Raw genomic sequence first — 23963 nt, forward strand, 5'->3', positions numbered from 1 at the left:
GGCGAATATCCGCCGCCGGCGAGGGTTTTGTTAACGAAAGAATAACAATCGAGGCCGAAGCTGTATAATCAATGTTATCTATCACGCATTAGATTTAACTTATTTAACATTAGCAGCGCGGCGGGGATCAGGTCAGGTTGTAGTACCTGTCGGGCTGAACTTTTTCCGGCAGCGGATGCTGTCCGGTCATGTCCAGCAGATTGCGCTCGATGGTATTGCACATTGCGTTGAGCGGCAGATCGTTGGCGGCAATGCCGAACGGATCCTCCAGCTCTTCCGCCAGCGAATCCCATGACAAAAAGGTGTAGGAGATAAAGACCGAGACAAACGGCGTCATGTAGTGCAAATCGCCGACCAGCGCAAACGGCAGCAGCGTGCAGAACAGGTAGACGGTGCGTTGTAAAATCAGGGTGTAGGCAAATGGCACCGGCGTGGTCGCTAAACGTTCGCAGCCGCCCAGCACGTGCGCCAGCTCGTCCAGCTTATTGTCCATCAGCCCGTAGGTGATGTCGCTGACCTTCCCCGCTTCGCGCAGCTGGCCTAGCTCATGCCCCACCAGCAGCAGGATGCGGTTAGTCGGCATCGAGCTGGCGATAATTTCCGCCACCGCATCGCGCGGCAGCAGGCGGTAAAGATCGGCGCTGGGATCGGTTTTTCGCAGCTGATGCTTCAGGCTCCAGCTAAAGGCAATCAGGTAGCTGGCTATTTTTTTATGCGTTTCTGCGGCGGCCGGCAGAATATTTTTCAGCTGGCGCATCAGCGTGCGCTCGGCAATTAATACCGTTCCCCACAGATTGCGCGCCTCAACGAAGCGGTTATAGCTGGCGCTGTTGCGAAAGCCGAGAAAGATCGCGATGGCGATACCCAGCAGGCTAAACGGCGCAACGGTTAAATGGATCCCCAGCTGTTCATACCACTGATAGCTAATAATCGCGATAATCGACATCAGCACGTTGAGCAGCAGGCGAAAGACTATTTTTGACAGCACCGAACCGTGCCAGTCAAACAGACGAAGGAACCAGTGTTGTTCTGGTCGGATAATCATTGTACTACTTCCTGATGAGCGCCATTGCGCATGGCTTAATATTATCTATTACGCCATTGGCTTATTTTATTGAGCACTAACACGACAATGCGTTAATTGCGTTAATTATTGACCACTAATAAGAGAGGGATTAATGGCCCGTTAATTATGGTCTCTTTTTATTTATCCGGCAATACGCGGATCCCGACGGTAATAAAACGCCGGATCGGTTACCCCCTCTTTTATCAGGGCTAACCGGGCGGCAGGGTTACAGCACGCCGCCGTTCATCCGCCGCATCGCACAGTGCCAGGCACCGTTACGCACCGAGGCGCGCAGCACGCGGGCAATGCCGTGCACCGCCAGGCGGGTGGCCTGCCGCTGCAGGGGATTCATCCTGAGGGAGAGCATCTCCTGCGCCCAGGGCGGCAGCAGATCGACCCCCGCGCGCATCATCAGCTGGCCCACGGGCTGGCTCAGCCGCCCGGGCAGGCGGGTAGCAAACAGCACCTGGGCGACCTCCAACGTGCGTTCGTCGCAGCGCAGGCGCGGACGCATATCCTGCAAATACTCCGCTACCTGTCGCGGAGTGAGCGGAATATCCCGCGCGCCGAGGCGGCGGGCAATCTCTCCGGCTTCGGCAAAATACTGCGCCTGGCGTGCCTCGCTCACCACCGTTCGCCGGTAGCGCAAATGCGAGGCCATAAAGCTGCTGCACTCGGCCACGTGTACCCAGGTTAATAGCGCCGGATCGCTGGCTGCGTACGGCGTCCCGTCGCGGTCCTGCCCGCTGACCCGCAGATGAATCCCCCTGATCTTCGCGATCAGCCGCTCGGCGTCATCGGTGGTGCCAAAAGTGGTGGCAGAAATGAACTGGCTGGTGCGCCGCAGGCGGCCAAAGATGTCTTCGCGGAAGTTTGAGTGATCCCAGACGCCGGCCAGCGCCAGCGGGTGGAGCATCTGCAGAAGCAGCGCGCTGATGCCGCCGCAGAGCATTGAGGTAAAGTCGCCGTGCACCGGCCAGATAGCCGAGCGTGGGCCAAACAGCCCGGGCTCGCCGAGCGGGCGTTCAAAATCAATCTCTTTTAGCGCCATGCCGGTTAAACCCAATACCTGCGCTTCAATCATACCGCGTATGCTGGTCATTACTGTGCCTGCTCCTTTTCGTCACAGGCAAAACATACCATTAATTGGCGGCGGACTCATTTGCCGGCAGCGGCTTTTAGGCACAACGCGCGGTGCCCGCAGGCTGCGGGCACGCGGTGGCGTCAAGCCGGGAATAGCACAGGGATGGGCGTTTACGGATTGAGCTTATATTCCAGGCTCACTTCGGCATTGAGCACCTGCGAAACCGGGCAGCCCGCTTTCGCTTTGTGAATGATGCTTTCAAACGCCGCATCGGCAATGCCCGGCAGCACGATCTGGCTCTGGAGCGCCACCTTAGTGATGGCGAAGCCGCCGGCGGATTTATCGAGGGTCACCACGGCCACCGTATCAATCGAGGTTGGCGTATACCCTTCTTCACCCAGCATCAGCGAGAGCGCCATCGAGAAGCAGGCCGCATGGGCCGCGCCGATGAGCTCTTCCGGGTTGGTGCCCTTCACGCCTTCAAAGCGGGTATTGAAGCCATAAGGTTGCTGGTTTAGCGCCCCGCTCTCCGTTGAGACGGTTCCTTTACCGCTTTTCAGATCCCCTTCCCAGTGCGCTTGACCTTTCTTATGAATTGCCATGGATTCGCTCCTTTTTTGACGTTAAAGGAGTAAGTATAGGAGCGGATAGCGGATTCGGCCTGCACCATTTACCCCGGGAGGTGATTTTGCCCCGCTACCCGGCGTCGATATTTTTACTCATATTGATACCGGTGACCCCAAAGCCGCTGGCCTCGTACAGGCGGCGGGCGCGCGCGTTATCCCCGGCGACCCGCAGCTTTATCTGCGCAAAACCCTGCTGCCGAAGATCGTTTTCCAGCGCCGCCATCGCCTGTTTGCCCAGCCCCTTCCCCTGACTGTCGGGGTGAATATAGAAGTCGCAAATAAAGGCGGAGCGCATTTTGGCGTCCGGCTTGTACCACAGGTAGCCAACCTGCCGCTCCGCGTCGCCGACGCGTTCAATCAGGCAGAGTAAAACCTGGCCCGGCGTGCCCGCGCCTTCAGGGAGGCTCTCGGCAATCTCCTGCTGCGCCTGGGCACGGGCGGCCGGAGCGGAAAGGCGGTAGTTATCCGCAATTTCAACGGCGTAATCGGGGATAAAATAGGCGAGCCAGGCCGCATAGTCGGCCTCCTGCATCGGTCTGAATATCATCATTGTTCCATTCCTTTAGTGACGTGTTTAACGGCTGCTAGCCGTTCGCGGGCTGCGCCAGTCGCTGCTGTATATCGTCGAGAAACAGCTGCAGCGCGCTGGGCTGGTAGTCGCGCGAGAGGTAGAGGCCAAAAACGCTCAGCGGCTTCGGCGTCCAGCCCGGCAGTATCGACTTCAGCGCTCCGCTGCTCAGCGCGCGCTGCGCCTCAAGCTCGGGGAGCATCGCGATGCCGCAGCCGGCCACCGCGGCCTCCAGCAGCAGGGAGGAGATCCCGGCGCTTAAATTTCCCGATACCGCCACCGCCGCGCTCTCCCCCTCGGGGGAGATAAACTGCCAGGTCTGGGTGGCGAAGTGGCTGTAATGCAGGCAGTTGTGCTGGCTCAGGTCGTCGGGGGTCTGCGGCTGCCCGTTCAGCTGCAGCCAGCGCGGCGAGGCGCAGAGCACCGACCGGCAGACCCCCAGCCGGCGGGCGATGGCCCCCGGCTCCGGGTTATCGGTGATGCGGATTGCCACGTCGATGCGTTCGCCGATCAGGCTGACCGGATGGTTGTTGATATCCAGCTCAAGACGCAGCTGCGGATAGCGGGCGAGAAAATCCGGCAGCAGCGGCGAAATAAGCTGCATCGCCGTAAAGTGGGCGCAGGCCACCCGCAACGTACCGCTGGGCACCGCCCGCTCGGTTTGCCCGGCAATTTCGTCCGACAGCTGCGTCAGGCTGCGCGTCTTTTGCAGCACCTTCTCCCCGGCGGCGGTGAGCGTTAGCCGGCGCGTAGAGCGGTGGATCAGGCGGCTGCCGGCCCAGTGCTCCATCTGCTCAAGATAGCGGCTGACCATCGGCCGCGACATGCCCAGCGCCCGCGCGGCGGCGCTGAGGCTGCCCAGCTCGCAAATGCGGATATACACCCTGGCGGCGATAATTCTATCCATACGTCGTTTCCATCTGCACGTTTTATGAAACTCAGCATCTCTTTTTTCAGGAATTTTCGCAAATCAGGAAATACGTAAAATAGCGTTATTCACCCGACATTGAGAAAACAATCATGAAACTTTCGACCCTTGCCATCGCCACCGCCCTGTTCAGCAGCGCCGCCTTCGCCGCGCCGCTGCAGCTGCAAACCTACAACCCGCAGGATAAAGGGATTTTCGCCGTCAACTCAACGCTGGCCTCCGGCCCTCACGAAGCGGTGCTGTTTGACGCCCAGTTCAGCGTCAAGGACGGCGAGAAGCTGGTGGAGATGATCCGCAAAAACGGCAAGCCGCTGAGCCGGATTGTGATCACCTCCGGCGATCCGGATTTCTACTTCGGCCTTGAGCCGCTGGTTAAAGCCTTCCCGCAGGCCAAAATTGTCGCGACGCAGGAAGTGGTTAATCACATTAACGCCACTAAAGCCGCGAAGCTGGCCTACTGGGGACCGCAGATGAAAGACGGCGCCCCGCAGCAGGTCTATGCTCCGCAGGTGATTGAAGCCCACACCTTTACCATCGACGGCGAGAAGGTCGAAATCCGCGAGCCGGATAGCTACGCCGCCTTTGTGTGGATCCCGGGTAACAAGGCCATTCTCGGCGGTACCGGTGTCGCATGGGACATGCACGTCTGGACCGCCGATACCCAGACCGCTGAAAGCCGCCTCCAGTGGCGTAAAACCCTCGACGATATGGCCGCGCTACATCCGCAGCAGGTGATTCCGGGGCACTATCTCGGCACGCCGCCGGCAGGCGACCGCGCAATCGTCTTCACCCGCGACTACCTGCAGCAGTTTGAGCAGGCGCTGCAGAACCATAAGGATTCCGCCGGCGTGATCAAAGAGATGAAGCAGCGCTGGCCGAAGCTGGCGGAAGAGAGCTCGCTGGAGCTGAGCGCAAAGGTCAACACCGGCGAGATGAAGTGGTAGCCGCAGACTGTTCCTAATCCGCGCACATGAGGTTGCCATTGGTGAAAATATAGACCACCATAGAGTGCGCGGTTCGGTTAACGGGCCGCCGTTAGGGTTATATTTCGTCCGGTTTCGCCGGGCTTGTCCTTGAAACAGAAGTGGATTAAGGAGTAAGAATGAAATCGAACCATCAGGCACGTCATCTTCTCGGTCTGAACTATAAGCTGTCCCAGCAGAAAAAAGTGGTGCTGGACGGCGATGTGGAAACCACCATCAACCACGCTCATGCCACCGGCCGCAAACGCCGCGCGGGCTAATTTCTCGACTGAGTGATGATAAAAACACCGTCCTTTTGCCAGGATGGTGTTTTTTTAACGCTATCCCCCCTCTTTAACAGCAACTGCTCTATACTCTGCCCGCAGCATTCCCTGCCAGCCCGCTCGTCTATCGCCGCGCCGGGCCTGAAGCGAATATCAAGGAGTTAGTGCGATGCAATTCACCCATAAAAAAAACCGTTCCCTGTACATCCCCTACGCAGGCCCCGTCCTGCTCGAGTTCCCGCTTCTCAATAAAGGTAGCGCCTTCAGCATTGAAGAGCGCAGCAGCTTCAACCTGCTGGGCCTGCTGCCGGAAGTGGTTGAAACCATCGAAGAGCAGGCCGAGCGCGCGTGGATCCAGTATCAGGGGTTCAAAACCGAGATCGACAAGCACATTTACCTGCGCAATATTCAGGACACCAACGAAACCCTGTTTTATCGCCTGATTGGCAACCATCTTGAAGAGATGATGCCGGTCATCTATACCCCGACGGTCGGCGCCGCCTGCGAACGCTTCTCCGAAATCTACCGCCGCGCCAGGGGCGTATTTATCTCCTACCAGAACCGACATAACCTCGACGATATCCTGCAAAACGTGCCTAATCACAACGTTAAGGTAATCGTGGTTACCGACGGTGAGCGTATCCTTGGTCTTGGCGATCAGGGCATCGGCGGAATGGGCATCCCTATCGGGAAGCTATCGCTGTACACCACCTGCGGCGGGATCAGCCCGGCCTACACCCTGCCCGTTGTGCTGGACGTCGGAACCAACAATCAGCAGCTGCTCGACGATCCGCTGTATATGGGCTGGCGCCACCCGCGTATCACCGATGACGAGTACTATCAGTTCGTTGATGACGTTATCCAGGCCATTAAGCACCGCTGGCCGGACGTGCTGCTGCAGTTTGAAGACTTTGCGCAGAAGAACGCCATGCCGCTGCTTAACCGCTACCGGAATGAAATCTGCTCGTTCAACGATGATATCCAGGGCACCGCTTCGGTCACCGTGGGTACGCTGATCGCCGCCAGCCGCGGCGCCGGCAGCCAGCTGAGCGAACAGAAAATTGTCTTCCTCGGCGCCGGTTCCGCCGGCTGCGGTATCGCCGAGCAGATCGTCGCCCAGATCCAGCGTGAGGGCCTGAGCGAGGAGGCCGCGCGCCAGCGCGTCTTTATGGTCGATCGCTTCGGCCTGCTCACTGACGCGATGCCGAACCTGCTGCCGTTCCAGAGCAAGCTGGTGCAGAAGCGGGACAATCTGCAGCAGTGGGATACCACCAGAGACGTCCTCTCTCTGCTCGACGTGGTGCGCAACGTCAAGCCCGATATTCTGATCGGCGTTTCCGGCCAGCCGGGACTGTTCACCGAAGAGATTATTCGCGAGATGCATAAGCACTGCCCGCGGCCGATCGTCATGCCGCTGTCGAACCCCACCTCCCGGGTAGAGGCGACGCCGCAGAACATTCTTAGCTGGACCGACGGCGAAGCGCTGGTTGCCACCGGCAGCCCGTTTGCGCCGGTGACGCTGAAAGGCAAGCAGTACGTGATTGCCCAGTGCAATAACTCCTACATCTTCCCGGGCATTGGTCTCGGGGTGATCGCCTCCGGCGCTTCGCGGGTCACCGAGGATATGCTGATGGCCGCCAGCGAAACCCTGGCGAAGCACTCGCCGCTGGTGAACAACGGCGAAGGCCCGGTGCTGCCGGAGCTGAAGGATATTCAGACCGTGTCGCGCGCCATCGCCTTTGCGGTAGGTAAAGTGGCTCAGGAACAGGGCGTGGCGGTGAAAACCTCCGCTGAGGCGCTGCTGCAGGCGATAAGCGATAACTTCTGGCAGCCGGAGTATCGCAACTACCGCCGGACGTCGATTTAATTGCTATTCGACTGAACAAGCTATCCGGATAAGCATCTGGATAACGGCGAACGCGGCGGGCCTCAACGGGGCCCGCTTTTTTTGCTCACCGCTTTTGCCCTGCCTTCCTTTACCCGCCTCCCTGCCATTTTTAGCCGCTGGCTAAATCGACGATCTCCCTCTACACTGCCTGCACCCATCAACTAACTGAATAGAAAAGGAGGACCCCATGCCGTACTGTGAAATGTTTAATTTTTCACATACATTTGGCGATCGCACCCCCTCAAGCGTTATCGGTATCGTGCTGCGATAACTTTAGCTTGAGCGAAGAAACCAAACCTTAGTCCCCTTCCCTCGGGCTTACCGGGTTATCGTCAGCGATGTTTGACGAGGCATTTCCATGCCTGTAACTCTTGAGTAAGTTCACAATGAGCACATTCTTAACCGCACAATCTCTGTACGTTGAAACGGCATTTGGCCCCTTATTCAACGATCTCTCCTTTACCCTCAAAAAAGGCGACCGCATTGGCCTGATTGGCTATAACGGCTGCGGAAAAAGTACCTTACTGCAGGTGCTCGACGGCACGCTTACGCCCAATTCCGGCCGCGTGGCGCTGGCTAACCACTGCCTGATGGCCCGCGTGGAGCAGCATCTGCCGCAGACGGTATTAGCACAATCGCTGGTGCAGGCGGTACTCGCTCGCCTCCCCGCTGCGGGTCGCGAAAACCATCGCTGGCAGGCGGAGCGCCTGCTGGCCGAAATGGGCTTTGGCGCCGCCAGCTTCGGGCAGCAGGCGGCCAACCTCAGCGGCGGCCAGCATACCCGGCTGCTGCTGGCGCGGGCCCTGATTCAGCAGCCCGATCTGCTGCTGCTTGATGAACCCGGCAACCATCTCGACCTGCCAACCCTGCTGTGGCTGGAAAGCTTCCTGCAAACCTGGCAGGGGAGCTTCGTCGTGGTGTCGCACGACAACCTCTTATTGGATGCTGTAACTAATAGCAGTTGGATCCTGCGCGACAGCAGCCTGCACGCCTTCTCTCTTCCCTGCAGCGCCGCTCGCCAGGCGCTACAGGAGCAGGACGAAAGCGACGCCCTGCGCCATAGGGCCGAGCAAAAGGAGATCGACCGCGTCACCGCCAGCGCCAGGCGGTTAGCCACCTGGGGCCAGGTCTATGACAACGAAGATCTCTCGCGCAAAGCCAAACAGATGGAAAAACAGGTACTGCGTCTGCAGGAGAGCCAAACCAGCGTGACCGCCGGAACACCGTGGCGGCTGGCGCTACACGGCGACGCGGTGCAGGCCGACCGGCTGCTGGAGATGGAAGGACTGCCGGTCCCGCCGGCGCCGGGCCTGCCCGCCCTCTTTACCACCGGGCTGGCGCGGCTGAAAAGCGGGGATCGGGTCGCCATTATGGGGCGCAACGGCGGCGGAAAATCGTCGCTGCTGCGCCTGCTGTGGCGACAGCTGCAGCAGCCGACGCCGGATGTCGGGCTGCGCCTGCATCCCCGCCTCAGCCCGGGTTATTATGACCAGACGCTGCATCAGCTGGATGATAATCACAGCCTGCTGGAGGCGCTTGAGGCCTTCGCTCCGGCGCCGGAGGCGCGTAAACGCGCGCTGATCTCCGCCGGCTTCGGCTGGGCTCGTCACGGGCAGAAAGTCAGCACCCTCAGCGGAGGCGAGCGCTCCCGCCTGCTGTTTGTCGGGCTGTCGCTGGCGCGCTATAGCCTGCTACTGTTAGATGAGCCCACCAACCATCTTGATATGGAAGGCAAAGAGGCGCTGGCGGATACGCTGCGGGACTACCCCGGCGGCCTGCTGCTGGTCAGCCATGACCGCCAGCTGATCGCTCGCAGCTGTAACCGCTTCTGGCTTATCGACGACCAGGGTCTTAGCGAATGGCACGACGTTGACGAGGTCTATGTCCAGCTGAGCAATGAGACCGGCCGCAGCGAACGGCCAGCGCAGGCACCAGCGGCGCTAACGCACATGGAGGAGAGCGACGCGCTGCTGGAACGGTTGATTAGCCTGGAGCAGCGCCTGGCCGAGGATATGGCGCGCAAGCCTAAGCATCAGAAACCGCAGCAGCAGGCGCGGTGGCAAGAGGAGATCGCACAAATCAATGCCAGACTGAGTTAATACCCAACCCGCCCGGCCCACGGCGTTAAGCCTGGGTCGGGCGGCGGGTGGCAGATTACTGCGGCTGCTTCGCTTTCCAGGCATCCCATGCCTGTTTAATTTCCTGCTTCGCCGCCGCGGCATCGTTAAAGCCGTTCAGCTCGACCTTTTTGCGGCCCTCCGGCAGCTGCTTATAGACCCGGAAGAAGGCCTGCAGACGCTCCTGCTCCATTTTCGGCAGATCGCTGATGTTCTTAATATCATCATAGGTCGGGTCAATTTTGCTGGCCGGAACGGCGATGATTTTATCGTCCTTCTCACCGCCATCGATCATCTTCAGTACGCCAATCGCCCGCAGTTTAATCAAGGTGCCCGGCGCCATCGGCGCACGGGTATAGAACACCACGTCAAGCGGATCGCCATCGCCGGCCAGCGACTGGGTCAGCGAGCCGTAGTTGGCCGGGTAAGCCACCGGCATCGACTGGAAGCGATCGGCGATGATAAACCCGGTTTTGGCGTCAGTTTCATATTTGATAATGCCACCGGTCGGAATTTCGGTAACCGCATAAAACTCCTCAGGATTGTTTTCCGGCTGCGGGAAATCCAGCACGTTGTGGGCCTGAGCGGCGGCGGAGAGGAGCAGCGTTGCGGCGAGGATGCTTTTTACCAGATGCATTGGGTTATCACTCTGTTGTTATAAGAAATTGTCCGCTAACAGCCTGCCGGTCGGCGATGAAAGGAATATGACCAATTCATGACGCAAATATTAACAGCCATAATATTGACTAAAAAACGAGCCTTTTGCTATCCGTGCTGGTTGATACCACATTTTTCACTATCAAACTTGCATTGCGCGGCATAAGCGTTAATCCTTAATGAGTATTATTCACCAAGAACGCGACGTAATTTGTCACTAATATCAAGGAGAAAACATGAAAGCTGCCGTTGTCACTCACGATCATCAGGTCAATGTAACGGAAAAAACGCTGCGCCCCCTGCAACATGGCGAAGCGCTGCTGAAAATGGACTGCTGTGGCGTCTGCCACACCGACCTGCACGTCAAAAACGGCGATTTTGGTGATAAGACCGGCGTCATCCTCGGACATGAGGGCGTCGGCGTGGTTCTGCAGGTCGGCCCCGGCGTCAATTCGCTGAAACCCGGCGATCGCGCCAGCGTGGCATGGTTCTTTGAAGGCTGCGGCCACTGTGACTACTGTAATAGCGGCAACGAGACGCTCTGCCGCTCGGTAAAAAATGCCGGTTATACCGTTGACGGCGGTATGGCTGAAGAGTGTATCGTCACCGCCAACTACGCGGTCAAAGTGCCGGATGGCCTCGACTCCGCGGCGGCCAGCAGCATCACCTGCGCCGGCGTCACAACCTACAAAGCGGTGAAGGTCTCCCACATCAAGCCGGGCCAGTGGATTGCGATTTACGGCCTCGGCGGCCTGGGTAATCTGGCGCTGCAGTATGCGAAAAACGTCTTCAATGCCAAAGTTATCGCCATCGACGTCAACGACGAGCAGCTGAAGCTGGCCGCAGAGATGGGCGCCGACCTGACCATCAACTCCCGCAGCGAAGATGCGGCGAAGGTGATTCAGGAGAAGACCGGCGGCGCCCATGCCGCGGTGGTCACCGCCGTCGCGAAGGCCGCCTTCAACTCCGCCGTTGACGCAGTGCGCGCCGGCGGCCGCGTGGTGGCCGTTGGCCTGCCGCCGGAAGCCATGAGCCTCGACATTCCGCGACTGGTGCTGGACGGCATCGAAGTGGTGGGTTCGCTGGTCGGTACCCGTCAGGACCTGATTGAGGCCTTCCAGTTTGCCGCCGAAGGGAAAGTGGTGCCGAAAGTGACGCTGCGCCCGCTGGGCGATATCAACGCCATCTTTAAAGAGATGGAACAGGGGCAGATCCGCGGCCGGATGGTTATCGACTTCCGCCGCTAGCCCTTGCGCCTCTCCCGAATTGGGGAGAGGCGTCTGCTCAGGCTATACGCACGGCCCCGTCGCGCACCCGTACATCATGACCAGCGGGAACAGCGGCACCAGCGGGATCAGCGCGATGGTCCCGAGAGTAGAAAGCGTTTGCGTCCGATCGTTTATCGAAACGACCACCGGGCTGGAGAGCCGCCAGGATTCTTCCAGCTCGTTCGGGTTCCCTGCCGTCCAGTAGCCGCTCGCTTTAAACAGCACGCCGAGATGTTCACTATCCAGCGCCGTCGCTTTATATTCCCTGGTTAATATCGTCTGCTGCGCCGCGTCCAGTTTACGCTTATCAAGCACCACCAGATATTCCGCCACCACCTCATGCTGCTCAACCGCAAAGTTTACCCGCACGCCCGAGGCGACTTTATTAAAACGCTGGTAGAAGCTACTGTAGCGCTGATACTCCTGCGGAGCGCCGGCGCGATAAAAGCGATAGGTGTATTTATTGGACACCGCAATAACACCGGCCGAGATTGGCTTAACTTTCGTTATGGTATCGGTCGGCGGTAAATTCGGCGCCGCGGTGCAACCGGTCAATACCGCCACCGCCAGCGCCAGTAAATATTTCAGCATTACCCTTTTCCCGTTTAGCGACATTCATTTGTCAGCCATTAATCTATCAACCTTAAGTATCATCTCAATCTTTTTATTAAATTATGGGATGAGTGCCAGCCGACAAAATAAAAAATCCTTAACGTATTCACCCCGCAGTTAAGCGGCAAAAGAGGATCCCGCCAACGCGGCGTCATTTGAATACTGAAGCGTATTAATGCTTTTTACGCACATGCTTAGCGCAATTCCTTCGTTCCTTTGTCAATAACCGCGCCGGATGATGACAACACAATAGATAACAAAGGAATTCACCATGCAAAGCCGTTTTCGCCTGCCCGCGCTGGCAGCACTCTTTTTATCAGGCGCCTTTTCCGCCTGGGCCGCCGAAACCCCGGTTAAAGGCGGCACCCTGATCTATCTTGAGCAGCAGCCGCACACTAACCTTTATCCGCCCGCCGGGGGCTTCTACCCCAACGGCGGGATCCTCAACCAGATCACCGATAAGCTGACCTGGCAGAATCCCAAAACCTTAGCGGTCGAGCCGTGGATTGCCGAAAGCTGGACCACCAACGCCGACAAAACCGAATATACCTTCAGGCTGCGCCCCGGCGTCACCTTCTCCGACGGCACCCCGCTGGATGCCAACGCGGTGGCGAAAAACTTCGATACCTACGGCCTGGGGAATAAAGCCCACCGCCTGCCGGTCTCGGAGGTGATAAACAACTACGATCGCAGCGAGGTCATCGACCCGCTGACGGTAAAGTTCTATTTCAAAAAGCCGTCGCCGGGCTTCCTGCAGGGCACGGCGACCATCGGCTCGGGGCTGGTATCGCTTAGCACGCTGCAGCGCAACTTCGAAGAGCTCGGCGACGCGCGCAATATTATCGGCTCCGGGCCGTTCAGCGTTAAAGATGAAAAGCCGGGCCGCGAGCTGACGCTGGTTGCCCGCAAGGATTATCAATGGGGGCCCAAAAATCTGCCGCAGCAGGGGCCGGCGAACCTCGACGGCATTACCTTTATCGTAACCCCGGAAGATAGCGTGCGCATCGGCGCCCTGCTGGCGGGCCAGGCCGACTTTATCCGCCAGGTGCAGGCCTACGATGAAAAGCAGACCACCGACCAGGGCTTTACCATCTACGCTGCGCCAACGCGCGGAGTGAACGATAGTCTCAGCTTCCGCCCGGACAACCCGCTGGTTTCCGACCTGCGCGTGCGTCAGGCGCTGCTGCATGCCACTAACGCAAAGCAGGTCGTTGATACCCTGTTTTCCGCCAACTACCCGCAGGCCACTTCGGCCATCGCCAGCTCGGCGGCGGGCTATGTTAACCTCAGCGACAGGCTCACCTTCGACCCGGCTAAGGCCAACGCCCTATTGGACGAAGCGGGCTGGAAGGCGGCCGCCGACGGCATCCGCGCTAAAGATGGTCAGCGGCTGGCGCTGACGGTCTACGAATCGCTGCCGCAGCCGCAAAATAAAGAGGTGCTGCAGCTGGTTGCTCAACAGTGGCGCCAGGTCGGCGTGGCGCTCAGCGTCAAGGCCGGAGACGCCGGCAGCCGCACCCTCGATAGCCTCGATCCGCTGAAAACGCCGCTCACCGTGTCTGAAGTCGGCCGCGCCGACCCGGACGTGGTGAAAAGCATGTTCTTCCCGGGCAACCGCGATGCCCTGCTGCAAAAAGGCGGCTCCAGCGATAAGGTGCAGAGCTTCCGCGACGATAAGCTCAACGCCCTGCTCACCGCCATCTCCGCCGAGGTTGACGCGCAAAAGCGCCTGCAGCTGACCGGCGACGCCCAGCGCTATCTGCTGGATAACGCCTACGTGATCCCTATCTTTGAGGAGCCGCAGGTCTTTGCCGGAGCGAAATGGGTGAAAGGCGTCAGTTTTGAAGCGGTTGGCCGCCCGTCGTTCTACGGCGCGTGGCTCGACAAGCGCTAAGGAGCCGACGATGAGCCACTATCTTCTCAGCCGGCTGGGCCAGGGTGTTCTGGTGCTGTGGGCGGCGTTCACCCTCTCCTTCGTGCTGCTGCAGGTTCTGCCGGGGGATGCGGTGCTGATCAAGTTCCAGAATCCGGACCTTGGCCTCAGCCCGGCGCAAATCGCCGAAATGCGCCTCGCCTACGGCGCCGATAGCCCGCTGTGGCGGCAGTACCTGCACAGCCTGCTGGCGATGCTGCGCGGAGATTTTGGCTACTCGCTGCAGGCGGGGATCGCGGTCAACGCCCTGCTCGCCAGCAATCTTCCGCAAACCCTGAGCCTCGCGCTGCCGGCCTTTATCGCGGCGATCGCGCTGGCGTTTACCCTCGCCTTCGCCGCCCGGCTGCCGGGGCTACGCTGGCTGAGTAACGCCCTGCAATCGCTGCCGGTGCTGTTTATCTCCCTGCCCACCTTCTGGCTCGGCATCGCCCTGATTCAGCTGTTCTCCTTCCAGCTGCGCTGGGTCCCGGTGATCAACCCCAGCCCGCTACAGGGGCTGATCCTGCCGATTATTGCCGTCGCGGTGCCGATCTCCGCGCCGCTGGCGCAAATACTGCTGCGCAGCATGGACCAGGTTGCTGCCCAGCCCTTCGTCGCCGTCGCCCGGGCCAAAGGAATGAGCGAAACCGGCGTGCTGTGGCGACACGTCATCGGCAACGCGCTGCTGCCGGTGCTGAACATCGCCGGCCTGCTGCTGGGCGAGCTGATCGCCGGAGCGCTGATTACCGAAACCGTATTTGGCCGCGGCGGCCTCGGGCAGCTCACCCAGCAGGCGGTGAATAATCAGGATATCGCCGTCCTGCAGGCGGTGGTGATGATCTCAGCCCTCGGCTTCGTGCTGATTAATCTGCTGGTCGATCTGCTGATGCCGCTGTTCGATCCTCGTCTGAAACCGCTTGCCGGAGGTGCCCTATGAGCCTGGTCGATTACGCTATCGCCGCCCGCCGTCGGACGTTTAGCCGGCGCACCCTGCGCCTGCAGCCGGGTCTATGGCTGGCCTGGGCGGTCATCGTTACCGCCGTGCTGCTGGCCGTCGCGCCGCAGCTCTTTACTCCCTATAGCCCGCTGGAAGGGATACCCGGCGCCCAGCGCCTGGCGCCGCAGGCCGGACACTGGCTCGGCACCGACCAACTGGGTCGCGACCTGTGGGCGCGCATTGTCTACGGCGCCGTGCACTCCCTCAGCGCGGCGCTGGCGGCGGTCGCCATCGGGCTGATCGTCGGCAGCGCGCTCGGCACCCTTGCCGGCGCCGCCGCCGGACGCGTGGAGTCGGTGGTGATGCGGCTGGTTGACGTCCTGCTGGCGATCCCTTCGCTGCTGCTGTCGCTCACGGTGATCATCATCCTCGGCTTCGGCACCGTTAACGCCGCCGTGGCCGTTGGCGTCGCCGCGATTGCCAGCTTTGCCCGCCTGGCGCGGGCGGAAGTGGTCCGCGTACGCCATAGCGATTACGTCGAGGCGGCTTACGGCAGCGGCGGGACCTTCTTCGCCGTCTTCTGGCGGCATATTCTGCCGAACTCGCTGACCGCCGTGCTGGCTTTCGCCACCCTGCAGTTCGGCCAGGCAATCCTCGCGCTCTCGACCCTGAGCTTTCTCGGCTACGGCACCCCGCCGCCGGTCCCGGAATGGGGGCTGCTGATTGCCGAAGGGCGTAACTATCTTTCAACCGCCTGGTGGCTAACCACCTTCCCCGGCGTGGCGGTCGTGGCGGTGGTGCTCGCCGCCAACCGCATCAGCCGTCAATTTAGCGGAGAACGCGCATGAACGTATTAAGCGTTGAAAACCTGCGTATCAGCTACCGATCCCGGCAGGAGTGGCGCGAGGTGGTGCACGGCGTCAGCTTTAGCATCAGGCGCGGCGAAATGCTGGCGTTCGTCGGCGAGTCCGGCTCCGGCAAGACCACCACCGCCCAGGCGATTATCGGCCTGCTGGCGGATAACGCCCGCCGCGACGGCGGGAAGATCGTCATTAACGCGGAGGATATCAGCGGCTGGTCGGGTAAGCGGCTCGATAGCCTGCGCGGCGCGCGCATCAGCCTGGTGCCTCAGGACCCGGGCAACTCGCTGAACCCGGTGCAGACTATCGGCGCCCAGGTCGGGGAGATCCTGCGTCTGCATCAAAAGCACAGCGCCGCCGAGCGCAAGAGTCAGGTGCTGGCCCTGCTGGAGAAAGTCGGCCTGAGCCATCCGGAACAGCGCTTTAACCAGTATCCGCACCAGCTCTCCGGCGGCATGAAGCAGCGGGTGCTGATCGCGATAGCCATTGCCCTGAAGCCAGATTTAATCATTGCCGACGAGCCCACCAGCGCCCTCGACGTCACGGTACAAAAGCGCATTCTCGACCTGCTCGATACCCTGCGCCGCGAATCCGGCACCGCGGTGCTGTTTGTGACCCACGATCTGGCGCTGGCGGCGCAGCGCGCCGACCGCCTGCTGGTGTTTCGCCACGGCGAGATTCAGGAGCACGGCGCTACGGCAGAGGTGATCCGCACGCCGCAGCACGCCTACACCCGCCAGCTGCTCAGCGACCTGCAGGGGCAAAACCTCACCATCGCCCCGGCGGGCGGGCGCGGGCTGGCGACGCCGGCTATTCGCCTGGAAGGCGTCAGCAAGCGCTTCTCGCTGGGCCATTCGCACCTGCAGGCGCTGGACAGCGTGAGCTTCGAGGTGCGGCGCGGCAGCACCCACGCGCTGGTCGGCGAATCCGGTTCAGGGAAAACCACCCTCGCGCGGATCCTGCTCGGCTTTGAGCGCGCCGACAGCGGCGAGATTGCCATTGACGGCATCAATGCCGGACATTTAAGCCGCGAAGCGCAGCGCCAGCTGCGGCGCAAAATTCAGTTCGTCTACCAAAACCCATTCGCCTCCCTCGACCCGCGCCAGACGCTGCAGGAAATTATCGAGGAGCCGCTGAAAAACTTTGACCGACTCAGCCCGACCCAGCGGCGCGCCCGCGTCGAGGCGGTTGCCGCCAGGGTCGCCCTCGCCCCCGAGCTGCTGGGGCGAACCGCCCGCGAGCTCTCCGGCGGCCAGCGCCAGCGGGTGGCGATTGCCCGCGCGCTGGTGCTGGAGCCGACCATTCTGGTGCTGGATGAAGCCACCTCAGCGCTCGACGTCACGGTGCAGGCGCAAATTCTTGCCCTGCTGCAGCAGCTCCAGCAGCAGCTGGGGCTGACCTATCTGTTTATTACCCACGATCTGGCCACGGTGCGCCGCATCGCCCACAGCGTGACGGTGCTGCGCGCCGGCCTGGTTGTCGAGCACGGCGAGGTTGGCCGCCTGTTCGCCGCGCCGCAGCACGATTACACCCGCGAGCTTATCGCCGCTATTCCCCACTTTTCCACCTCAAGCAAGGAGGTTGCATGACGCGTAAACGTCTGGGCTTTTTCACCCGTCTGCTGGACGACGCGGCGCCGAAGGAGCGCTATCGCCTGGCGACCGAGCAGATCCGCCACGCCGAACGACTCGGCTTCGATAGCGCGTGGATTGCGCAGCACCATTTCCATGAGCATGAGGGCGGCCTGCCGTCGCCGCTGGTGTTTCTCGCCCATGCCGCCGCGCATACCGAGCGTATTCGCCTCGGTACCGCCATCATTACCCTGCCGATGGAGGATCCGCTGCGCGTTGCCGAAGACGCGGCGGTGCTGGACCTGCTCGCGGACGGGCGGCTAGAAGTGGGCTTTGGTTCGGGCGGCACGCCGACCTCGTTTTTACCCTTTGGCCTCACCAGCGAACGGCGGGGGGAGGTTTTTGCCGAACACCTGCATCTGATCCAGAGCGCCTGGCGCGGCGATTCGCTGGCCCATCCGGATAACCATCTCTACCCGCCAGCGCCGCAGCTCGCGGAGCGCATATGGATTGCCACGTTCTCCGCCGAAGGGGCTATCCGCGCGGGCCAGGCCGGGCACGGACTGATGCTCTCCCGCACCCAGCCGCGCCCTGTCGGCCAGCCGCAGCTGGCGCTGGACGCCATTCAGAATCCGATTATCGACGCCTACCTCAGCGCGCTCCCGGCGGGGGTCACACCGAGGATCCTCGCTTCACGCACCGCGTTTGTTGCCGACAGTCGGCAGTACGCCCTGCAGGTGGCGGAGCCGGGCCTGCGTCGTCAGGCGGCGGCGCACCGAGCTGCCGGACATCAGCTTACTGGTGACACTGTCACAGATTATCTCTCTCAGCTGGATGCGCACGTCGGCGATGTCGAACAGGTGAAGGCTTCGCTGGCGCAGGATAGCGTGCTGGCGCGGGTGACCGATATTTCGTTCCAGGTCCACTCCGTTGAACCTTCGCATCGCGACACGCTGCGCTCCATCGAGCTGATCGCTCAGCATATTGCCCCGCAACTACAGTAAGGAGTCACCATGACACTGAGTCAGGATATTTTGGCTGAGCTGGCCGATATTGCCCCGAATTCCGCATTGGCCGAGGCCCGCGCGGTGCGCGAAGCGGCCACCCGCCATGCCCAGGGCAGCTATGAAACGCTGTTCGGTCAGGAGGAGGAGGATTTTCCGCTGAGCGAGCGCTTCGCGGTGGCCGCCAAGGTGGCCAAGCTGCACCAGGCAGACGCCCTCGCCGCCCATTACGCCGGATTCGGTCTTGCCGATCCAACGTCGCCGCGGCTGATCCCGGCCCTGGGATTTGCCCGCCTGCTGACCTTTACGCCAATCGAGGCCACGCCGTCGGCGCTGCAGGCGTTAACCCACGCCGGCTGGAGTCTGCGGGCGGTGGTCACCCTCGCCCAGCTCATCGCCTTTGTGAGCTTCCAGAGCCGGCTGATCGCCGGTCTGCGGCTGCTGAACGGTAAGTCGGCGGCCAGCGCGGAGACGCCGGTGGTTGCCGGCTTCTGGCATACCGCACCGCAGACGGCCAGCGGCAGGCGTGCGCCGGTGCACTTCACCCGCGACGAGCTGAGCTGGGAGCCGTGGATCGCCGCCAAACCGCTGGAGGAATTCAGCGAGGAGGAACGCAACATCCTGGCGAAATATGGCCACAGCGACTCGCCCTATTTTCGCCTGCTGGCGCGCAACCAGCCGCTGCTGGAGCAGCGCACGCTGACCGACAAGGGTATTTTCTATACGCCGGGCGGGCTGCCGCGCGCCGAAAGGGAGCTGGCGGCGACGGTGGCCAGCAAAATTAACGGCTGTATTTATTGCGCCTCGGTGCACGCCCGCAAGGCGGCCCAGCTGGCAAAAGAGGAGACGGCGGTGGAAACCCTGCTGGCGGTGACGCCGGGAGATAACCTCAGCGACGGCCAGTCGGCGCGCTGGCAGGCGGAAATTGATTTTGCCGCGGCGGTCTCGGTCACTCCGTCGGCGCTCAACGCTGCCCATCTGGCCGCCGTTGAGCGTCAGGGGCTCGATACCCTCGCCCAGCTCGACCTGCTGCAATCCGCGGCCTTTTTCGCCTGGGCAAACCGCCTGATGCTGACCCTCGGCGAGCCGTTTACGGATTGACTCTGCGGCCCCGCGCGCCGTTCCAGGCGCGGCGCGCGGCGGCTAGCGGAGGCTGCGCTGATAGCGAGCGTAAATCAGCAGCGAGCTCATGGCGAGGAAGGAGAGCCCGGCGGCAGGCAGCGCAACCGAATTCCAGCCAAAGCCCCAGGTCAGCATCATTCCCCCGCACAGGGCGCCAATCGCGCTGCCGAGGTTAAAGGCAATCTGTCCCCCCGCCGCCCCCAGCATCTCTCCGCCGCGGGCGTTTTGCAGCAGCAGGATCTGCAGCGGCGCTGCGAGCGCAAACAGACCGGTACAGCAGATAAAGGCCAGCAGCAGCGCCGCCGGCTGACGATCGCCGAAGATAAACATCAGCAACAGCACCACGGCAATCATGCCGTCGGTGGCGGCGGCAATGCGCAATGGGCTAAAGCGGGCGGAAATTTTGCCGCTGAGCACGTTGCCCAGCACCATTCCCAGACCCACCAGCATCATAATAAAGACGATCGCGCCTTCGGAAAAACCGGCAACGTTAATCATAAACGGCTTGATATAGCTGAACCACGCAAATACGCCGGCGTTACCAAACAGCGTCGCGGCAAATATCAGCCACGGCGCCGGTGATTTTAAAAAGTAAAACTGTTCGCGCAATCGCGTCGTCGATTTATCAAACAGCGTCGGCACCCAGCGGATAATTGACAGGAAGACCGCGATGTTAAACAGGGAGAGGGCCATAAAGGTGTCGCGCCAGCTAAACTGGTGCCCGAGCCAGGTTCCGGCAGGCACGCCGATCAGATTGGCCACCGTCATCCCGCCTATCATCCCGGCGACCGCCGCGGTGACTTTTCCCGGCGGGGCTATTTTCGACAGGATAATCGCACCGACGCCAAAAAAGGCGCCGTGGGGGAAGCCGGAGACCAGCCGACTGACCGCCAGCATGGCGTAGCTCGAAGAGAAGGCAAAAATGGCGTTACCGATAACGGTAAGCGCGGCGAGAAATAGCATGATCGATTTTAACGAAAAGCGGCTCGAAATCAGCGCCATCACCGGCGCGCCGATCACCACTCCGCAGGCGTACCAGGAAATCATATTGCCGGCGACGGGGATCGAGATCCCCACGTCGTGGGCCACTTCCGGCAGTACGCCCATGATGCCAAATTCCGCCATTCCCAGACCAAAGGTGCCAAGCGCTAACGAAAAAATCGTCTTTTTCATACTTCTGAACCTTAAATAACGCAGGCCTGCCCCGGCCGCAAACGGGCGCGACGGCAGGCCGGGCAACGTGGCAAACAGGTCAATCCCGGGCGGTATAACCCTTTGTTTTTACTTTCGGTCGGCATTATTGACCATTCGGCAACCGCAGGCCAGACAAAAACGTGAAGTGACCTGTTTATCCATATAACGGCGCGATCGCTGCATGAATATCGCTTCTGCCGCTTAATTCGCGGGCAGCGCGGCGGCGGGGAATGAATATTTTCCGCCGTACGCTGGCGCTGTTATTACACTTCATAGTAGAGCGCTGACCCGGCGCGATACACGACGGAGAAGAGCCCATGGGAAATAAGAAAAAGAGCAAAGCCATCGACAGCGTCGGTAAAACCGAGCCGCTCGGCGAAAAAGAGTATCAAAAGGCGCTACGCAAGCTGCACGTTGAGCTGGTCAAGCTGCAGCTGTGGGTCGTCAGCCAGGGGCTGAAGGTCTGCATCGTGTTTGAGGGGCGCGACGGCGCGGGGAAAGGCGGCACCATCAAAGCCATCACCGAGCGGGTTAGCCCGCGCGTGTTTCGGGTTATCGCCCTCCCGGCCCCCACCGAACGCGAGAAGAGCCAGCTCTACTATCAGCGCTATATTCCCTTTTTACCCGCCGCCGGAGAGATAGTGATCTTCGACCGCAGCTGGTACAACCGCGCCGGCGTCGAGCGGGTGATGGGCTTTTGTACCCCCGAGCAGACGGATAAATTCCTTGAAGGCGCGCCGATGGTTGAACGGGCGATGGTCGAGTCCGGGATCATTTTGCTGAAATACTGGCTGGAGGTGACTCCGGAGGAGCAGGAGCGCCGCCTGCGCGACCGCATCAACGACGGGCGCAAGATCTGGAAGCTGTCGCCAATGGACATCAAGTCGTTTAACCGCTGGGACGACTACACCGCCGCCAGGGACGCGATGTTTGCCGCCACCGATACCGCCTGGGCGCCGTGGTTTGTCGCCCGCTCGGAGGAGAAGAAGCGCGTTCGCCTGAACATCATTACCCACCTGCTGGCGCAGATCCCCTACAAGAACCCGCATATCGATCCGGTTAAATTGCCCAAGCGCAAAACGGGCAAGAGTAAATTCAGCGAGTACCCCTTCCGTTTTATCAAGGAACATTTCTAGCCTCTCCCGCCGGCTCCCGCATCGGCGGGAGCCTCTTCGCCCTGGCCATTTTGGCGATCGCCAATGGCACAATTCGCGCTTTACCTCAAGTTAACCTGAGGTATTACCGTTGTCGGCAGAATAAAACGACCTTACAGGAGCAGCATGATGCAGGAAGTAGACAGCGGTTTTACCCACGTCGCCTTTATGGTGCGCGATCTGCAAAAAAGTATCGATTTTTATACCCGCTACACCGCCATGCAGGTGATCCATCGGCGCTCGCCCGATCTGCCCTCCGCGCGCCACGTGGCGTGGCTGAGCGACCGCACCCGCCCGTTTGCGCTGGTGCTGGTGCAGACGGATAGCCACACCGATACCCCGCTTGGGCCCTTCGGTCACCTCGGGGTAGCCTGCGCGACGCGCCAGGAGATCGATGAAAAAACCGCGATAGCGCGCCGCGAGGGCGTGCTGCGCAGCGAGCCTGAACAGCTCGGCGAGCCGGTGGGCTACTACGTGTTCTTTGCCGACCCGGACGGCAATACCCTCGAGCTCTCTTACGGCCAGCGGGTGGGGCTGGAGGTCCTGCGCGGCGAAGGCTAAAAAAAATGGCGCGACATCGGTCGCGCCATGCAGAATTCCGCGGCAGGCCTATTTTATCCCCTGCGAACTCTCTTTCTTCGCCTCCAGGCGCTCGACGTCGCGGTACCAGCGCGGGTGGTGTTTTTTCGCCCAGCGGCGGCTCACCTTGCCTTCAATCATGCCCTTAATCGACCCCTTCACCCAGAACGCCATATACATATGGATCAGGATGGCGTGGATCAGCACAATCGCCGACGCCGCATGGATCAGCAGGCCGTAGCGGATGACCTGAATCGGGAAATAGTGCGCAAACCAGGGCCGCCAGATAATTACCCCGGTCACCAGCAGCACAAAAATCATGCTCATGATGGTCCAGAACATCATCTTCTGCCCGGCGTTATATTTCCCGACGCGCGCCACCTTATGCTCGTTGCCTTTCAGCACCTCAACAATCCCCTTCAGCCACGGAATATCCTGCTTGTCGGGGATGTTATGCTGCACAAAACGGACGAACATAAACATCAGGGCGATAAAGATAACCACCCCGAAGAAGGGATGCAGAATGCGCCCCATCTGCGGCGTACCGAAGGTTTCTGTCAGCCACTGCAGAGTCGGGAAGAAGAACGAGATCCCGGACAGTGAAACCAGAAAGAAGCAGATAACCACCGTCCAGTGACAGGCGCGGTCGATAAACTTCGTGCGCACAATCATCTTCGATTTACTCATCATGTTCCTCCTCATCGTCATCCACTTCCTTGTTCGGTCCGATACCGATGTAGTGATAGATAAGCCCGGCAAAGGTGGCGACAAAGCCCAGCGCCGAGAGCGGCTTCAGCGCCCCTTTCCACAGATTGATGCTGGTATCGATTTTTGGATCGTTCGGCAGCTTGTGGTACAGCTCCGGCTGGTCGGCGTGATGCAACACGTACATCACATGCGTACCGCCCACGCCCGGCGGGTTGTACACCCCGGCGTGCGGATAGCCGCGCGCCTTCAGCTTGTTGACCCGCTCCTGCGCCACCTCCAGCATCTCTTTCTTGCTGCCGAAATGAATCGCCCCGGTCGGGCAGGTTTTCACGCACGCCGGCTCCTGACCGACGCTGACGCGGTCGACGCAGAGCGTGCATTTATAGACCCGGTTATCCTCTTTATTGAGGCGCGGGACGTTAAACGGACACCCGGCAATGCAGTAGCCGCAGCCAATGCAGTTTTCCTGCTGGAAGTCGACGATGCCGTTCGCGTACTGAATAATCGCCCCGGCGGAGGGGCAGGCCTTCAGGCAGCCCGGATCTTCGCAGTGCATGCAGCCGTCTTTACGGATCAGCCACTCCAGCCTGCCGTTCTGTTCAGTTTCGCTAAAGCGCATCACCGTCCAGGATTTGGCGCTGAGATCCGCCGGGTTATCGTAAACCCCGACGCAGTGCCCCACCTCATCGCGGATATCGTTCCACTCGGAGCAGGCCACCTGGCAGGCCTTGCAGCCCACGCAGGATGACACATCGATAAGCTTGGCGACTTCCGCCTTAAAGTCCCGCGCGCGGGGCGCGGGAGTGATAGGGTTCGTCGCGGAGCGTTTAATTATGTCCTGTGTTTCCATCGCCATTGAATC

The 23963-nt window shown here is 60.6% G+C and carries 23 protein-coding genes; 13 read left to right on the forward strand and 10 right to left on the reverse strand.

From position 1 onward, the window contains the following. Positions 1-127: 127 nt before the first annotated feature. The 5 genes from M2416_RS10605 to M2416_RS10625 all read right to left on the reverse strand — a co-directional run bounded on the left by M2416_RS10605 (position 128) and on the right by M2416_RS10625 (position 4251). Positions 128-1045, reverse strand: coding sequence for a bestrophin family protein (locus M2416_RS10605; protein WP_259223774.1), 918 nt, complete (start codon positions 1043-1045; stop codon positions 128-130). A 247-nt stretch (positions 1046-1292) separates the two neighbouring features. Then, positions 1293-2168 (reverse strand): oxygenase MpaB family protein, encoded by an 876-nt coding sequence (locus tag M2416_RS10610; protein ID WP_041145445.1) that lies wholly within the window; start codon positions 2166-2168, stop codon positions 1293-1295. 152 nt (positions 2169-2320) lie between these two features. Beyond that, complete coding sequence (locus tag M2416_RS10615; protein WP_076947176.1) at positions 2321-2752, reverse strand: OsmC family protein; 432 nt, start codon at positions 2750-2752, stop codon at positions 2321-2323. 94 nt (positions 2753-2846) lie between these two features. Continuing rightward, complete coding sequence (locus M2416_RS10620; protein WP_259223775.1) at positions 2847-3326, reverse strand: GNAT family N-acetyltransferase; 480 nt, start codon at positions 3324-3326, stop codon at positions 2847-2849. A gap of 34 nt (positions 3327-3360) precedes the next feature. Next, on the reverse strand, positions 3361-4251 hold the full coding sequence (locus M2416_RS10625) for a LysR family transcriptional regulator (protein WP_076947178.1): 891 nt from the start codon (positions 4249-4251) through the stop codon (positions 3361-3363). Positions 4252-4364: 113 nt separating this feature from the next. Here M2416_RS10625 and M2416_RS10630 point away from each other — a divergent pair, with 113 nt between their 5' ends. From M2416_RS10630 to M2416_RS10645, 4 genes are all read left to right on the forward strand, one after another. Then, positions 4365-5216, forward strand: a complete 852-nt coding sequence (locus tag M2416_RS10630) for a Vmh family MBL fold metallo-hydrolase (protein WP_041145441.1) — start codon at positions 4365-4367, stop codon at positions 5214-5216. 158 nt (positions 5217-5374) lie between these two features. Next, a complete protein-coding gene (gene sra / locus M2416_RS10635; protein WP_004861775.1) occupies positions 5375-5515 on the forward strand; it encodes a stationary-phase-induced ribosome-associated protein in 141 nt (46 codons plus the stop codon). Between the two features lie 172 nt (positions 5516-5687). Further along, on the forward strand, positions 5688-7385 hold the full coding sequence (locus tag M2416_RS10640; protein ID WP_259223783.1) for an NAD-dependent malic enzyme: 1698 nt from the start codon (positions 5688-5690) through the stop codon (positions 7383-7385). Positions 7386-7792: 407 nt separating this feature from the next. Then, positions 7793-9505, forward strand: a complete 1713-nt coding sequence (locus M2416_RS10645; protein WP_259223784.1) for an ABC-F family ATP-binding cassette domain-containing protein — start codon at positions 7793-7795, stop codon at positions 9503-9505. Positions 9506-9560: 55 nt separating this feature from the next. On the opposite strand, the gene M2416_RS10650 is transcribed toward M2416_RS10645, so the two are convergent. Further along, complete coding sequence (locus M2416_RS10650) at positions 9561-10160, reverse strand: inorganic diphosphatase (RefSeq protein WP_076947180.1); 600 nt, start codon at positions 10158-10160, stop codon at positions 9561-9563. 256 nt (positions 10161-10416) lie between these two features. Here M2416_RS10650 and adhP point away from each other — a divergent pair, with 256 nt between their 5' ends. Continuing rightward, a complete protein-coding gene (gene adhP, locus M2416_RS10655; protein ID WP_076947181.1) occupies positions 10417-11427 on the forward strand; it encodes an alcohol dehydrogenase AdhP in 1011 nt (336 codons plus the stop codon). Between the two features lie 42 nt (positions 11428-11469). On the opposite strand, the gene M2416_RS10660 is transcribed toward adhP, so the two are convergent. Then, complete coding sequence (locus M2416_RS10660) at positions 11470-12039, reverse strand: hypothetical protein (protein ID WP_076947182.1); 570 nt, start codon at positions 12037-12039, stop codon at positions 11470-11472. A gap of 292 nt (positions 12040-12331) precedes the next feature. Here M2416_RS10660 and M2416_RS10665 point away from each other — a divergent pair, with 292 nt between their 5' ends. From M2416_RS10665 to M2416_RS10690, 6 genes are read left to right on the forward strand one after another with little or no spacing between them, the layout of a single operon-like run. Beyond that, a complete protein-coding gene (locus M2416_RS10665) occupies positions 12332-13954 on the forward strand; it encodes a TIGR04028 family ABC transporter substrate-binding protein (protein ID WP_076947183.1) in 1623 nt (540 codons plus the stop codon). 10 nt (positions 13955-13964) lie between these two features. Further along, positions 13965-14909 (forward strand): ABC transporter permease, encoded by a 945-nt coding sequence (locus M2416_RS10670; RefSeq protein ID WP_076947184.1) that lies wholly within the window; start codon positions 13965-13967, stop codon positions 14907-14909. Then, positions 14906-15757 carry an ABC transporter permease gene (locus tag M2416_RS10675; RefSeq protein ID WP_041145432.1) on the forward strand — a complete coding sequence of 284 codons (852 nt, stop codon included), beginning with the start codon at positions 14906-14908 and terminating at the stop codon, positions 15755-15757. The genes M2416_RS10670 and M2416_RS10675 overlap by 4 nt, the downstream gene beginning before the upstream one ends. Then, on the forward strand, positions 15754-17358 hold the full coding sequence (locus tag M2416_RS10680) for a dipeptide ABC transporter ATP-binding protein (protein ID WP_259223785.1): 1605 nt from the start codon (positions 15754-15756) through the stop codon (positions 17356-17358). The genes M2416_RS10675 and M2416_RS10680 overlap by 4 nt, the downstream gene beginning before the upstream one ends. After that, on the forward strand, positions 17355-18344 hold the full coding sequence (locus M2416_RS10685; protein ID WP_076947186.1) for a putative FMN-dependent luciferase-like monooxygenase: 990 nt from the start codon (positions 17355-17357) through the stop codon (positions 18342-18344). Before M2416_RS10680 ends, M2416_RS10685 begins: the two co-directional genes overlap by 4 nt. Positions 18345-18353: 9 nt before the next feature. Next, positions 18354-19445 (forward strand): alkylhydroperoxidase domain protein, encoded by a 1092-nt coding sequence (locus M2416_RS10690; protein ID WP_259223786.1) that lies wholly within the window; start codon positions 18354-18356, stop codon positions 19443-19445. A gap of 42 nt (positions 19446-19487) precedes the next feature. Here the strand turns inward: M2416_RS10690 and araJ are convergent, their stop codons facing one another. Continuing rightward, complete coding sequence (gene araJ / locus M2416_RS10695; protein WP_259223787.1) at positions 19488-20639, reverse strand: MFS transporter AraJ; 1152 nt, start codon at positions 20637-20639, stop codon at positions 19488-19490. A gap of 338 nt (positions 20640-20977) precedes the next feature. Here araJ and ppk2 point away from each other — a divergent pair, with 338 nt between their 5' ends. Continuing rightward, complete coding sequence (ppk2, locus tag M2416_RS10700) at positions 20978-21796, forward strand: polyphosphate kinase 2 (RefSeq protein WP_076947189.1); 819 nt, start codon at positions 20978-20980, stop codon at positions 21794-21796. A 147-nt stretch (positions 21797-21943) separates the two neighbouring features. Then, the gene (locus tag M2416_RS10705) at positions 21944-22375 is read left to right on the forward strand and encodes a VOC family protein (RefSeq protein WP_041145426.1); all 432 of its coding nucleotides are present in this window, start codon (positions 21944-21946) and stop codon (positions 22373-22375) included. 48 nt (positions 22376-22423) lie between these two features. Here M2416_RS10705 and fdnI read toward each other — a convergent pair whose 3' ends face one another. Further along, the gene (gene fdnI / locus M2416_RS10710; protein ID WP_259223788.1) at positions 22424-23080 is read right to left on the reverse strand and encodes a formate dehydrogenase-N subunit gamma; all 657 of its coding nucleotides are present in this window, start codon (positions 23078-23080) and stop codon (positions 22424-22426) included. After that, positions 23073-23957 (reverse strand): formate dehydrogenase subunit beta, encoded by an 885-nt coding sequence (fdxH, locus tag M2416_RS10715; protein WP_076947191.1) that lies wholly within the window; start codon positions 23955-23957, stop codon positions 23073-23075. Before fdxH ends, fdnI begins: the two co-directional genes overlap by 8 nt. Positions 23958-23963 lie beyond the last annotated feature (6 nt).

Source organism: Klebsiella sp. BIGb0132 (assembly GCF_024810075.1).
GTDB lineage: Bacteria > Pseudomonadota > Gammaproteobacteria > Enterobacterales > Enterobacteriaceae > Klebsiella > Klebsiella terrigena.

What these genes read in the sequence shown, in the direction of transcription:
- M2416_RS10605 (WP_259223774.1), bottom strand. Translation starts at nt 1,045, where the DNA reads ATGATTATCCGACCAGAACAACACTGGTTCCTTCGTCTGTTTGACTGG.
- M2416_RS10610 (WP_041145445.1), bottom strand. Translation starts at nt 2,168, where the DNA reads ATGACCAGCATACGCGGTATGATTGAAGCGCAGGTATTGGGTTTAACC.
- M2416_RS10615 (WP_076947176.1), bottom strand. Translation starts at nt 2,752, where the DNA reads ATGGCAATTCATAAGAAAGGTCAAGCGCACTGGGAAGGGGATCTGAAA.
- M2416_RS10620 (WP_259223775.1), bottom strand. Translation starts at nt 3,326, where the DNA reads ATGATGATATTCAGACCGATGCAGGAGGCCGACTATGCGGCCTGGCTC.
- M2416_RS10625 (WP_076947178.1), bottom strand. Translation starts at nt 4,251, where the DNA reads ATGGATAGAATTATCGCCGCCAGGGTGTATATCCGCATTTGCGAGCTG.
- M2416_RS10630 (WP_041145441.1), top strand. Translation starts at nt 4,365, where the DNA reads ATGAAACTTTCGACCCTTGCCATCGCCACCGCCCTGTTCAGCAGCGCC.
- sra (WP_004861775.1), top strand. Translation starts at nt 5,375, where the DNA reads ATGAAATCGAACCATCAGGCACGTCATCTTCTCGGTCTGAACTATAAG.
- M2416_RS10640 (WP_259223783.1), top strand. Translation starts at nt 5,688, where the DNA reads ATGCAATTCACCCATAAAAAAAACCGTTCCCTGTACATCCCCTACGCA.
- M2416_RS10645 (WP_259223784.1), top strand. Translation starts at nt 7,793, where the DNA reads ATGAGCACATTCTTAACCGCACAATCTCTGTACGTTGAAACGGCATTT.
- M2416_RS10650 (WP_076947180.1), bottom strand. Translation starts at nt 10,160, where the DNA reads ATGCATCTGGTAAAAAGCATCCTCGCCGCAACGCTGCTCCTCTCCGCC.
- adhP (WP_076947181.1), top strand. Translation starts at nt 10,417, where the DNA reads ATGAAAGCTGCCGTTGTCACTCACGATCATCAGGTCAATGTAACGGAA.
- M2416_RS10660 (WP_076947182.1), bottom strand. Translation starts at nt 12,039, where the DNA reads ATGCTGAAATATTTACTGGCGCTGGCGGTGGCGGTATTGACCGGTTGC.
- M2416_RS10665 (WP_076947183.1), top strand. Translation starts at nt 12,332, where the DNA reads ATGCAAAGCCGTTTTCGCCTGCCCGCGCTGGCAGCACTCTTTTTATCA.
- M2416_RS10670 (WP_076947184.1), top strand. Translation starts at nt 13,965, where the DNA reads ATGAGCCACTATCTTCTCAGCCGGCTGGGCCAGGGTGTTCTGGTGCTG.
- M2416_RS10675 (WP_041145432.1), top strand. Translation starts at nt 14,906, where the DNA reads ATGAGCCTGGTCGATTACGCTATCGCCGCCCGCCGTCGGACGTTTAGC.
- M2416_RS10680 (WP_259223785.1), top strand. Translation starts at nt 15,754, where the DNA reads ATGAACGTATTAAGCGTTGAAAACCTGCGTATCAGCTACCGATCCCGG.
- M2416_RS10685 (WP_076947186.1), top strand. Translation starts at nt 17,355, where the DNA reads ATGACGCGTAAACGTCTGGGCTTTTTCACCCGTCTGCTGGACGACGCG.
- M2416_RS10690 (WP_259223786.1), top strand. Translation starts at nt 18,354, where the DNA reads ATGACACTGAGTCAGGATATTTTGGCTGAGCTGGCCGATATTGCCCCG.
- araJ (WP_259223787.1), bottom strand. Translation starts at nt 20,639, where the DNA reads ATGAAAAAGACGATTTTTTCGTTAGCGCTTGGCACCTTTGGTCTGGGA.
- ppk2 (WP_076947189.1), top strand. Translation starts at nt 20,978, where the DNA reads ATGGGAAATAAGAAAAAGAGCAAAGCCATCGACAGCGTCGGTAAAACC.
- M2416_RS10705 (WP_041145426.1), top strand. Translation starts at nt 21,944, where the DNA reads ATGCAGGAAGTAGACAGCGGTTTTACCCACGTCGCCTTTATGGTGCGC.
- fdnI (WP_259223788.1), bottom strand. Translation starts at nt 23,080, where the DNA reads ATGAGTAAATCGAAGATGATTGTGCGCACGAAGTTTATCGACCGCGCC.
- fdxH (WP_076947191.1), bottom strand. Translation starts at nt 23,957, where the DNA reads ATGGCGATGGAAACACAGGACATAATTAAACGCTCCGCGACGAACCCT.